Origin of the sequence: Rhodospirillum centenum SW (genome assembly GCF_000016185.1) — a bacterium.
In the GTDB taxonomy this organism is placed as follows: domain Bacteria; phylum Pseudomonadota; class Alphaproteobacteria; order Azospirillales; family Azospirillaceae; genus Rhodocista; species Rhodocista centena.
In genome coordinates this window covers 392,501-404,271 of record NC_011420.2, presented here as the reverse complement: position 1 = coordinate 404,271, position 11,771 = coordinate 392,501, and the positions used below count along the sequence as shown (strand labels likewise).

Genomic DNA, 11,771 nt, shown 5'->3' with positions numbered 1-11,771 from the left:
CAGGTTAATTCCCAAGGGGCAGCCTGTATCTTCGTTAAATCGAAGGTAAACGTCCGCGCGGATATCTGAAAGGAGTTGGAGGGGGCCATGGTACTGGTGTCGAAGCTCAGGATCGCGGGCAAGGTCTACAGTATCGTTGCGATACTCTCCCTTGCGGCCCTCGGCCTGGGGATCACGGCCGCCACCCAGTTGATCGGGTTCAACACGGCTGTCCAGGAGATGCAGACCACCTCCAGCCGGGCGCAGATCGGTGAACGGGTGAATGCCACCATTCTCTCCGTCGTCATGGATTCCCGCGGCGTCTACATGAGCCGGGACGGGGCAGAGGTGGAGAAGTTCGCCAAGCCCATGACGGCGGCCCTCGACCGCCTCGATGCCCTGGTCGCGGAATGGAAGGCGCTGGTGCCTCCCGAATCCGCCGGGGACTTCGGGGAAGCGCTGGCCCGTGTCGCCGATTTCCGGGCCAAGCGCCTGGAGCTGATCCGGCTCGGCCGGGAGGTGAGCCCCGCCGCCGCGCGCGAGTTCGGCGACAATGACGCCAACCGCAAGTCCCGCCAGGATCTGAACAAGGCGGTCACCAAGCTGGCCGAAGCCGACCAGCAGGCCGTGCAGCAGTCGGCAGATCGGGTGCATGCCGCCCTGACCTTCGGCCTGACGGCCATCGGCATCATCGCGCTGGCCGGCATCGGGCTGGGTGTGGCGCTCGCCTGGATGATCTCCCGCAAGGAGATCGCGGGTCCCGTCCGCTCCATCACCGCCTGCATGGCGACCATGGCCGGCGGCAATCTCGGCGTCACCGTGCCGTCGCAGGACAAGAAGGACGAGATCGGGGAGATGGCGCGCTCGCTGGAGGTCTTCCGCACCGGGCTGGTGCAGGCCCGCGAGCTGGAGCAGCGGCAGGCCACCGAGCGGGCGGAACGGGAACGCCGCGCCATCGCCCTGGAAGAACTGCTGAAGACCTTCGACACGACCGCCAGCCGGGTGCTGGGCACCGTGGCGCAGGCGGCCGAGGCGATGGGCGGCACGGCCGAGGAGATGGCCCGGATGGCCGACCAGACGAACGGTCAGGCCACGGCGTCCGCCGCCGCCGCGGAGGAAACCTCGGCCAACGTCCAGACGGTCGCCGCCGCGACGGAGGAGATGGCCGCTTCGATCCAGGAGATCAGCCGGCAGGTCAGCAGCAGCACGCAGCTCACCGCCGGGGCCGTCGCCCAGGCCCGGCAGACCGGCGCCACCGTCAACGGGCTGAACGAGGCCGTGCAGCGGATCGGGGAGATCGTGGACCTGATCCAGTCCATCGCCAGCCAGACCAACCTGCTCGCCCTCAATGCCACGATCGAGGCGGCGCGGGCCGGGGAGGCGGGCAAGGGCTTCGCCGTCGTCGCCGGTGAGGTGAAGGCGCTGGCGACCCAGACCGCGAAGGCGACCGAGGAGATCGCGCAGCAGATCGGCAGCATCCAGACCGCCACCCACGATACGGTGGGCGCCATCCAGAGCATCGGGCGCACCATCGCGTCGCTCAGCGAGGTCTCGGCGGCCATCGCCGCGGCCATCGAGGAGCAGAACGCGACCACCGGCGACATCACCCGCAGCGTGCAGCGCGCCGCCCAGGGCACGCAGGAGGTCAGCGAGAACGTCGCCATGGTCAGCGAGGCGGCGACCCGGACCGGCACCGCCGCCGCCCGCGTGGTGGAGTCCGCCGGCACCCTGGCGGAGCAGAGCGGCCTGTTGCAACGGGAGATCGAGCAGTTTCTGAAGGGCGTGCGCGCCGCCTGACAGGGGTATTCCGGGGCACTTTCGGGGGACCGGGTGCAGATTCGGCGCGCACCACGGTCCCCCTTGCATATTGAGCTTGCGGCCTGGGGTCCGGCATCGGCTAAGAAAGGGGTAGTCCCGGAGCCGAAGATCCCGATTCATGCCCAACGCCGCCGAGCACGCGCTTCCGTTCGTTCAGGAAGCCATCCTTTTCCTTGCCGCATCGATCGTCGTCGTGCTGGTGCTGTCGCGCCTGCGCATCAGTCCGGTGCTCGGCTATCTTCTGGCCGGTCTCCTGATCGGCCCCTCCGGCCTGGCGCTGATCGGCGATGTGGACAAGATCCGCTCCTTCGCCGAACTGGGCGTCGTCTTCCTGCTGTTCATCATCGGTCTGGAACTGTCGGTCGAACGCCTGCAGGCGCTGCGCCGCTGGGTGTTCGGGCTGGGGGCGGCGCAGGTGGGGCTGACGGCGGGACTGATCGGCGGCATCGCCTGGTTCTGGGGCAATTCCCCGGAAGCCTCCATGGTCCTGGGCGCCTGTCTCGCCCTTTCCTCCACCGCCGTGGTCGTCCAGTTGCTGGTGGAGCGCGGCGAGGTCGCGTCGGCCACAGGCCGCGTCACCTTCGCCGTGCTGCTGTTCCAGGATCTGGCCGTGGTGCCCGTGCTGGTCCTGGTGTCCGTGCTCAGCAATCCGGGCGACCAGCCGCTGCTGCTGGCCCTGGGACTGTCGCTGCTGAAGGCCGTCGTGGCGGTGACGGTGATCCTGGTGATCGGCCGCTTCACCCTGGGGCCGCTGCTGCGGCGTGTCGCGGCCACGCGCAGCACGGAGATATTCACGGCCACCGCGCTGCTGATCGTCCTTGCCATGGGCTGGGCCACCAGCCTGGGCGGCCTGTCCGCCGCGCTGGGCGCCTTCCTCGCCGGCCTCGTGCTGGCCGGCAGCGAATTCCGCCACCAGATCGAGAGCGACATCCAGCCCTTCAAGGGCCTGCTGCTGGGGCTGTTCTTCCTCACCGTCGGCATGGGCATCGACCTTGACCTGGTGATGGAGAACGTTGCCTGGGCCCTGGTGAGCGTGTTCGGGCTCATCGCCATCAAGGCGGGCCTGACGACGGGACTGGCCCTGGCCTTCGGGGCGCCGCGCGACGTGGCGATCCGCAGCGGCCTGCTGCTGGGCGAGGGCGGAGAGTTCGCCTTCGTGGTGGTCGGTGCGGCGCTCAGCGCGCACATGCTGCCGCCGGAGATCGGCCAGTTCATGTTCGCCGTCGTCGGCCTGTCGATGCTGCTGACCCCGTTCCTGCCCACGCTGGCCGACCGCATCGTGAGCGTTCTCGGTCCACAGAAGGCGGAGCCTGCCGGGCCGGAGCCGGACGTGGCAGAGATGAGCGGGCATGTGATCGTGAACGGCTTCGGTCGTGTCGGTCAGACGGTCGCGGCGCTGCTGTCCGAGCAGCAGGTGCCCTATGTCGCGCTGGACATGAACCCCGAACTGGTCCGCGCCATGCGCGAGAAGGGCTATCCCATCCATTACGGCGACGGCAGCCGGCCGGAGCTGCTGCAGAAGCTGGGCGCGGACAATGCTGCCGCGGTCATCGTCACCCTGGACCAGCCCGCGGCCACCGAGCGCGCGGTGGGGGCCGTGCGCCACCACTGGCCGAAGCTGCAGGTCTTCGCCCGCGCCCGCGACCGCGCCCGGGCGGCGGAACTGGCGAAGCTGGGCGTCGAGGGCGTGGTGCCCGAGACCTTCGAGTCCAGCCTGTCGTTGGCGAAGGGGGCGCTCCAGGCGCTGGGGGTGCCGACCCAGGCTGTCGAGGAACTGGTGACGCGGCACCGGGAATCGGGTACCACCGCGGACTGACGGCCGGAGGGGCGGAACAAGCCCGCGGCCGATAAGAACGAGGCCCGGAGGAAAGCCCCATGTTCCGCACGCTGTTGATCGCCAACCGCGGCGAGATCGCCTGCCGTATCATCCGCACGGCGCGGCGCCTGGGGCTGGCCACCGTGGCCGTCCACTCCGACGCCGATGCCGGCGCCCGGCACGTCGCCCTGGCCGATGCTGCCGTCCGCATCGGCCCGGCCCCGGCGCGCGACAGCTATCTCCGGATCGACGCCATCCTGGACGCTGCACGCCGCACCGGCGCCGACGCCGTGCATCCCGGCTATGGGTTCCTGTCCGAGAATGCGGCCTTCGCCGAGGCCTGCGCGGGCGCCGGTCTGGTCTTCGTCGGCCCGCCGGCGGCGGCGATCCGCGCCATGGGCGGCAAGAGCGAGGCCAAGGCCCTGATGGCGGCGGCCGGCGTGCCGCTCGTCCCCGGCTATCATGGGGAGGCGCAGGACGGGGCGCTGCTGCGGGCCGAGGCCGAGCGGATCGGCTGGCCCGTGCTGATCAAGGCCAGCGCCGGAGGCGGCGGCAAGGGCATGAAGGTCGCCACCGGGCCGGAGGATTTCACCGACCAGCTCGCTTCGGCGAAACGGGAGGCGCTGGCCGCCTTCGGCGACGACCGCGTGCTGATCGAGAAGTATCTCGCCCGTCCCCGGCATGTGGAGATCCAGGTCTTCGCGGATGCCCATGGCGGCTGCGTCTACCTGTTCGAGCGCGACTGCTCCATCCAGCGACGGCACCAGAAGGTGGTGGAGGAGGCACCGGCCCCCGGCCTTGATCCCGCGCTGCGCCGCCGGATGGGCGAGGCGGCGGTCGCGGCCGCCCGCGCCATCGGCTATGTCGGGGCGGGGACGGTCGAATTCCTGCTGGACCAGGACGGCCGCTTCTATTTCATGGAGATGAACACCCGGCTCCAGGTGGAGCATCCCGTCACCGAGATGATCACCGGGCAGGATCTGGTGGAGTGGCAGGTGCGTGTCGCGGCCGGGGAGCGGCTGCCGCTGGCGCAGGATGATCTCGCCATCGACGGGCATGCCATCGAGGTGCGCCTCTATGCCGAGGACCCCGCCCGCGGGTTCCTGCCCCAGACCGGCACGCTGGAACATCTGCGTTTCCCGGCAGAGGGACCGCATGTCCGCGTCGATGCGGGGGTCCGGACGGGAGACGCCATCTCCATCCATTACGATCCGATGATCGCCAAGCTGATCGTCTGGGACCGCGACCGGCCCGCCGCCGTGCGCCGGCTGCGCGCGGCCCTGGCGGAGACGGAGATCGCGGGTCTCACCGCCAATGTCGGCTTCCTCTCGACGCTGGCGGCGCATCCGGCGTTCCTGGCCGCCGACCTCGATACCCGCTTCATCGAGCGCCATCAGGCCGACCTGCTGCCCGCCGCCGCCCCGGCGCCGGAGGAGGCGCAGGTGCTGGCGGCTCTCGGCCTGCTGCTGGACCGCGCCGCCCGCACGGAGCGACAGGCGGCGGCCGGTGCCGATCCCCGGAGCCCCTGGGCCCGGGCGGACGGCTGGCGTCTGAACGACGAGGCGCACGATACCATCACCCTGCGCGAACCGCCCCGCGATCCCGGGGCAACGGGTCCCGAGCATGTTCTGCGCCTGACCTACGGGCGGGACGGCTACCGCTTCCATCTGTCGGGCGGGGACCTCGCCGCCCGGGGCGAACTGGCCGAGGATGGCCGGCTGACGGCGGAACTGGGCGGTATCCGGTGCATCGCTTCCTGGGTGCGCCGCGACGGCGGGATCACCCTGTTCCATCGCGGGGGCACCCAGCGCTTCCATCTGGTCGAGCCGCTGGCGAGCGCTGCGGCGGAGTCCGGCACCGGCGGCCGGCTGACCGCCCCCATGCCGGGGAAGGTGATCGCGCTTCTGGCCGAGGAGGGGGCGGCCGTGGCTGCCGGCCAGCCGCTGGTCGTGCTGGAGGCCATGAAGATGGAGCACACCCTCAAAGCCCCGGTGGCGGGCACCGTGCGCCGGCACCGGTTCCGCGTCGGCGATCAGGTCCCCGAAGGGACGGAACTGATGGAGTTCGAGGAGGGGGCCTGAACCCCGGTCCGTCGGCAGGGTTCTGTCCGGCGGGCCATAAGGTCGCATCCATGAATAAATGCCGGAGTGTGCTGCCCTCTATCTGACAAAATTGAATACAATTTCATACAATTCATTGACCCGCCCGGCGATCGTCTCCAATCCCGGCGACGGATCCCTTAAGTTGTTTTTAATATTTCCCCATTCATCTGCCTTCGGATGACAGGTGGCCCCGGTTCCGTTTCCGTGCTCAGGTCCCTTTGACATCGGGACGTTGAGAGGTGGTGACGCGGGTTTTGCAGGGATTGTGTTCTGGCCTTCATGGTGTTCAGCCCCCTGCGTCAGATCTTAAGGGTATGTTTCTGCAATTCCGGGCTTGAATCTCCTTTGCGTGGCAAGGGCCGGCGGGCTAAAGCGGCACTCGGACACGCTGCGGGGCAGGGTGAGATATCGCACTGTTCCGGCTCTATGGCCGGTTCAGTGTATCAGAACCGGCCCGCACAGCACCTGCCCGGGCGATCGGCCCGGACGGATGGCAGGGGCCGGTCGTGCCGGCCCCTGAGCGTGGCCGAGTCGACCGCCGGGCAGACACGATGCCCGGATGATTTTGGAGGAGCGGTCATGTTGAAGTGGCTGGACGACCTGAGGATCGCGGTACGGATCAACATCGGCTTCGGGCTGATGGCCGCTTTGCTGGTCATCCTGGGCGGTGTCGCGATCGTCGGCGCGTTGCGCATGGGCGATCTCTTCACCGAGTATCGGATCGCCGCCCGGCAGAACCTCCAGTTCGCCGATATCCAGTCCAACATGTTCGAGGCGCAGCTCGCCTCGCGCGAATGGCACCGGACCCCCACCACGGAAAAGGCAGCCGTCGTCCGCCTCAACATCGACGAGGTGCTGGACGGACTGCGCAAGGCGGATGAGATCGTCGCCGACCCGGCGATGCGGCAGCGCCTCGCCCAGATACGGAAGACGACGACCGACTACATCGCTGCCTTCGAGCAGGCGGTGGAGTTCGAGAACCGCCGCGAAGAGCTGGAGCCCGAGGTCCTGAACATGGCGGAGGCCCTCTCCGCCGGACTGAACGGCCTGGTGATGGAGACCTTCGACGCCGGCAACGGCCTGATGGAGACGGCGAATGCCGCCGCCCTCTCGCTGATGCAGGGTGAGATCTATCTCAGCCGTTTCCTCGCCGACGGGTCGCCCAAGAGCCGCGACAACATGCTGACCGAGCTGATGGCCGTCGAGGGCCAGCTCGGCATGCTGGCCGAGGAAACGGAGGCGCCTGAGAAGGTCCGCGCCATCGCCCAGGGGCAGCTCGCCATGCTCGCCGGCCTGGGGGAACAGTTCCGTCTTCTCGTGACGGCGACGGAGGAGCGCGACAGCCGCATCACCGACGGTATGGACCGGCTGGGTGCCACCGTGCTCAGCGACCTTGCCGCGGCCGTCGGTTCCGTCGTGGCGAAGCAGACCGCCATCGATCCGAAGGCCGAGTCCACCATCGAGGGCGGCATCACCATGATCGCCGCGGCGGCGGTGCTCTGCCTCGTCCTCTCCACGCTGCTCGGCCTCCTGCTCGGCCGGATCATCTCGACGCCCATCGTGGGCCTGACGGCGACCATGCGCCGGCTGGCCACCGGCGATACCAACGTCGATATCAGCGGCCAGAAGCGCAAGGACGAGATCGGTGAGATGGGCCGCGCCGTCGCCGTCTTCCGCGACGGGCTGATCGAGCGGCAGCGCCTGCGCATCGAACAGGACCGCGCCAAGCAGCGGGCGGAGGAGGAGCGCAAGGCCGCCCTGACCCGGCTCGCCGATTCCTTCGAGGCTGGCGTGCGCGGCGTCGTCACCGAGGTGTCCGGGATGGCGCACCATATCCAGGACAATGCGGGCGAACTGTCGGCGGCTGCCCGCCAGACCTCCAGCCAGGCGGAAGTCGTCGCGGCTGCCAGCGGTCAGGCGTCAAACAACGTGCAGACGGTCGCCGCCTCGGCTGAGGAGCTGTCCGCTTCCATCGCCGAGATCGGCCGCCAGGTGCAGCGCTCCTCCGAGCGGGCACAGGCTGCCACCGGCATGGCCCAGGGGGCCAACGAGCAGGTCGAGGCGCTGGCCGCTCAGGCCGATGCCATCGGTTCCGTTGTCCAGCTCATCTCGGAGATCGCGGCCCAGACCAACCTGCTGGCCTTGAACGCGACGATCGAGGCGGCGCGGGCCGGGGAAGCGGGCAAGGGCTTCGCCGTCGTGGCCGGAGAGGTGAAGTCGCTGGCCAGCCAGACGGCCCGGGCGACCGAGGATATCGGCCGCCAGATCGCCCGCATGCAGCAGGCGAGCCACGGCACCGTCAGCGCCATCCGCGGGATCGCCGGCATGATCACGGAGATGAACGAGATCGCCGCCGGCATCGCCGCCGCCGTGCAGCAGCAGGCCGCCGCCACCGGCGAGATCAGCCGCAGCGTTCAGCAGGCCGCCAGCGGCACGGAGGAGATCGACCGCTCCATCGGCGATGTCCGCTCGGCCGCCGACCGCACCGGCCGCGCCTCCGCCGACCTGCTGGATGCGGCGCGGCTGCTGTCCTCCCAGGCGGACACGCTGCGTCGGCAGGTGGACGGCTTCCTGGAGACGGTCCGCGCGGCCTGACCGGCCCGGGGTGTCATCCGGTATGCGGCGATGGCGGGGGCGCTCCGGCGTTTCCGCCATCGTCGCATCTCAGCAGGCTGCCCGCATCCTTCAGAACCAGCCCAGCGTGCCCAGCGCGAGCACGCCGTAGCGCGCGCCCTTACCCAGGCCGACCAGGACCACGAAGGGCAGGAAGGGCACCCGCAGGCTGCCGGCCACCACCGTCAGCGGATCGCCCAGGACGGGGACCCAGGCCAGCAGCAGTGACGGCAGCCCCCAGCGGTTGTAGACCCGTTCCGCCCGCGCCAGCGCCTTGTGCGGCGCCGGGAACCACGGCTTGTCGGCCATGTGCCGCAGGAAGCGGCCCAGCGCCCAGTTCACGCAGGATCCCAGTGTGTTGCCCACGGTGGCGACCGTCACCAGCAGCCAGGGATCGCGGTCCGACTGCAGCAGCAGCGTGACCAGCAGGATCTCCGACTGGGCGGGAACGAGAGTGGCTGCGGCGAAGGCGGCCCCGAACAGACTCCAGAGCACAGGGTCGGCCAGCAGAGCCGCAACGGCGGTCATCGCTCCTCCTCTTTCCGCACCCCGGCCCCGGCCGTCGACCGCTGCGCGGGCGCTCCCGCGATCGTGCGGTCATCCGGCTCCCCATGTCCTGGCGGGCCGGGCGGACCTGCTCCTACAGTGTGGCCGGAACGGTGCGCCGCGGACCGGGGACGAACCCCGGACGACAGTCCGCACCGGGAGGAAACGGACCTGGAAGGTGACGGCCATGGGCCATGATTTCAATCCCCGCTGGATGACGGAGGATCTGCGCATCTTCCATGATGCCGCGCTCAAGTTCTTCGAGCGCGAGTGCGCTCCGCACGCGAAGCGCTGGGATGAGCAGGGCGTGGTGGACCGCGAGGTCTGGACCAGGGCGGGAGAGGCCGGCCTGCTCTGCGCCTCCATGCCGGAGGAATATGGCGGTGCGGGTGGCGATTTCGCGCACGAGGCCGTGCTGATCGACGCCCGCATGAAGGCCGGGGCCGGGCATTTCGGCATCTCGCTGCACAACGGCATCGTCGCCCCCTACATCCTGCATTACGGATCGGAGGAGCAGAAGCGCCGCTGGCTGCCGCGCCTCGCCTCGGGCGAGCTGGTCGGCGCCATCGCCATGACGGAGCCGGGCACCGGCTCCGATCTCCAGGGCGTGCGCACCTCGGCCCGGCTGGACGGCAACCAGTATGTGCTGAACGGCTCCAAGACCTTCATCACCAACGGCCAGACCGCCAACCTGATCATCGTCGTCGCCAAGACCGACCCGGCCGCGGGGGCCAAGGGGACCAGCCTGATCGTGGTGGAGACCGACGCGGTGGACGGCTTCCGCCGCGGCCGGAACCTGGACAAGATCGGCCTCAAGGGCCAGGACACGTCGGAGCTGTTCTTCGACGACGTGCGCGTGCCCACCTCCAGCCTGCTGGGGCCGCAGCCCGGCCTGGGGTTCGTCCAGCTCATGCAGCAGTTGCCGCAGGAGCGGCTCATCATCGCGCTGGAGGCCCTGGCGGGGATCGAGGCGGGCATCGCCGCGACGCTGGACTACGTGAAGCAGCGCAAGGCCTTCGGCCAGCGCATCATCGACTTCCAGAACACCCGCTTCACCCTGGCCCAGGCGGTGACCGAGATGCGGGTCGCCCGCGCCTTCTGCGACGACTGCACGGAACGCCACCTGAAGGGTGAGCTGGATGCGGCCACGGCCGCCATGGCGAAGCTGTGGCTGACGGAGCGGCAGTGCGCCATCCTCGACGACTGCCTGCAGCTCCACGGCGGCTACGGCTACATGAACGAATACCCGATCGCCCGGCTCTGGGCCGATGCCCGCGTCGGCAAGATCTACGGCGGCACCAACGAGATCATGAAGGAGCTGATCGGCCGGACCCTGTGACGGCCCCCTGGTCAGGCGGCGGGGGCGTCCCTAAACTCCGCCCCGTCGGACTGCCGCAGGGGAAGGCCGCAGGGGAAGGGAACGCAGCGCATGACCCGAATCCGGATCGTCGAGGTCGGGCCGCGTGACGGGCTCCAGAACGAGCCGCGGACGGTGCCGCTGGACACCAAGGTCGAGCTGGTCGAGCGACTGGCCGGAGCCGGGTTGCCGGCGGTGGAGGCGGGGGCCTTCGTCTCGCCGAAATGGGTGCCGCAGATGGCGGACACGGCCGCGCTGCTGGCCCGCCTCCGGCGCCGGCCCGGCGTCTCCTATCCCGTGCTCGTGCCGAACGCGAAGGGGCTGGAGGCGGCGCTTGCCGCCGGGGTGGAGGAGATCGCCGTGTTCGGCGCCGCCTCCGAATCGTTCTCGCAGCGGAACATCAACTGCTCGATCGCGGAGAGCCTGGAGCGGTTCCGTCCGGTCGCGGCGCAGGCCCTGGCGGCCGGGGTCCGGGTCCGGGGCTATGTCTCCTGCGTGCTCGGCTGCCCCTACGAGGGCGAGGTCGATCCCGGCCGCGTGGCCGAGGTGGCGGCGCGGCTGATCGACCTCGGCTGCTACGAGGTCAGTCTGGGTGACACGATCGGCGTCGGCACGCCGGCCCGTGCCCGCGCCCTGGTCCGCCGTGTCGCCGGGGCGGTGCCGGTGGAGCGGCTGGCCCTGCACTTCCACGACACCTGGGGGCAGGCGGTCGCCAACATCCTTGCCTGTCTGGAGACGGGCGTGACGGTGGTGGACAGCGCCGTGGCGGGGCTGGGCGGGTGCCCCTATGCCCGGGGGGCCAGCGGCAACGTGGCGACGGAGGACGTGCTCTACCTGCTGCACGGGCTGGGGCTGGAGACCGGCGTCGACCTCGATTCCGTCGCCCGGACGGGGGAATGGATATCGGCCGCGCTGACACGCCCGAACGGCAGCAAGGCCGGCCATGCATGGATGGCACGGCAGGCCTGACCTTTCGCAGAGCTATCGGCTTAACCCGAATTCGCTTAACTGCTTGGGCGAGTCGGAAGGCCGCACGGTCTGCGAGGCGAAGGAGGCGGATGCCGTGAGCCGGTCCGTCGAGGGCGTTGCCAACTGGATGCACCTGTTCCGCTGGATCGTGAAACTGATCCGCGACGAATACGGCGTGGACGAGAAGATCCTGGTCCGCACCGCCATCCTGGAAACCGACTGCGGCCTTTCCATCGAACAGGTGGAGGAGGTCCTGGACATCATCGCCGAGAGCTTCGACATCCGCTTCCCCGCGGGAACGCTGGACGAGGTCGTGAAGCTGGAAGAGCTCTGCATGCTCGCCGCCTGGCTGAAGGGCCTGTTCAAGCGGCCGGAGTTCCTCTCCGACGGCTACGGCGAGGCCTGCCGGTCCCTCAACGCGGCGGCCGCCTGAGTCTCCATCCCTTCCGGGAACTGGACCCGGAACGGCCGCCGGGCTAACGAGCGGCCTTTGGATTTCCGTTCCGGAACAGGGCCTGCGATGACCATCCACCTGCTGCGCCTCGCCGTCGGCGCCGACAGCCTCGACTCC

Annotated in this window: 9 protein-coding genes (1 of these 9 cut by a window edge); 8 read left to right on the top strand and 1 reads right to left on the bottom strand. The window is 69.6% G+C overall.

The window, feature by feature from the left end; genetic code table 11:
• Positions 1-87: 87 nt before the first annotated feature.
• From RC1_RS01805 to RC1_RS01790, 4 genes are all read left to right on the top strand, one after another.
• Positions 88-1,776 carry a methyl-accepting chemotaxis protein gene (locus RC1_RS01805; RefSeq protein WP_012565615.1) on the top strand — a complete coding sequence of 563 codons (1,689 nt, stop codon included), beginning with the start codon at positions 88-90 and terminating at the stop codon, positions 1,774-1,776.
• A 139-nt stretch (positions 1,777-1,915) separates the two neighbouring features.
• Positions 1,916-3,613, top strand: coding sequence for a monovalent cation:proton antiporter-2 (CPA2) family protein (locus RC1_RS01800; protein WP_012565614.1), 1,698 nt, complete (start codon positions 1,916-1,918; stop codon positions 3,611-3,613).
• A 59-nt stretch (positions 3,614-3,672) separates the two neighbouring features.
• Positions 3,673-5,694, top strand: coding sequence for an acetyl/propionyl/methylcrotonyl-CoA carboxylase subunit alpha (locus RC1_RS01795; RefSeq protein ID WP_012565613.1), 2,022 nt, complete (start codon positions 3,673-3,675; stop codon positions 5,692-5,694).
• A 600-nt stretch (positions 5,695-6,294) separates the two neighbouring features.
• On the top strand, positions 6,295-8,310 hold the full coding sequence (locus tag RC1_RS01790) for a HAMP domain-containing methyl-accepting chemotaxis protein (protein WP_012565612.1): 2,016 nt from the start codon (positions 6,295-6,297) through the stop codon (positions 8,308-8,310).
• A 90-nt stretch (positions 8,311-8,400) separates the two neighbouring features.
• Here RC1_RS01790 and RC1_RS01785 read toward each other — a convergent pair whose 3' ends face one another.
• Positions 8,401-8,856, bottom strand: a complete 456-nt coding sequence (locus RC1_RS01785; RefSeq protein ID WP_012565611.1) for a YqaA family protein — start codon at positions 8,854-8,856, stop codon at positions 8,401-8,403.
• Between the two features lie 205 nt (positions 8,857-9,061).
• On the opposite strand from RC1_RS01785, the gene RC1_RS01780 reads away from it, so the two are divergent.
• The 4 genes from RC1_RS01780 to RC1_RS01765 all read left to right on the top strand — a co-directional run.
• Positions 9,062-10,213, top strand: a complete 1,152-nt coding sequence (locus tag RC1_RS01780; RefSeq protein WP_012565610.1) for an acyl-CoA dehydrogenase family protein — start codon at positions 9,062-9,064, stop codon at positions 10,211-10,213.
• A 90-nt stretch (positions 10,214-10,303) separates the two neighbouring features.
• The gene (locus RC1_RS01775) at positions 10,304-11,200 is read left to right on the top strand and encodes a hydroxymethylglutaryl-CoA lyase (protein ID WP_012565609.1); all 897 of its coding nucleotides are present in this window, start codon (positions 10,304-10,306) and stop codon (positions 11,198-11,200) included.
• A gap of 94 nt (positions 11,201-11,294) precedes the next feature.
• Positions 11,295-11,633 (top strand): hypothetical protein, encoded by a 339-nt coding sequence (locus RC1_RS01770; RefSeq protein ID WP_041785828.1) that lies wholly within the window; start codon positions 11,295-11,297, stop codon positions 11,631-11,633.
• Positions 11,634-11,720: 87 nt separating this feature from the next.
• Positions 11,721-11,771 carry the 5' end (the start) of a DUF1489 family protein gene (locus tag RC1_RS01765; protein ID WP_012565607.1) on the top strand. Its footprint extends 372 nt past the window's final position, so 51 of the gene's 423 nt are visible here — the first part of the coding sequence; it begins with the start codon at positions 11,721-11,723; the stop codon falls past the right edge of the window.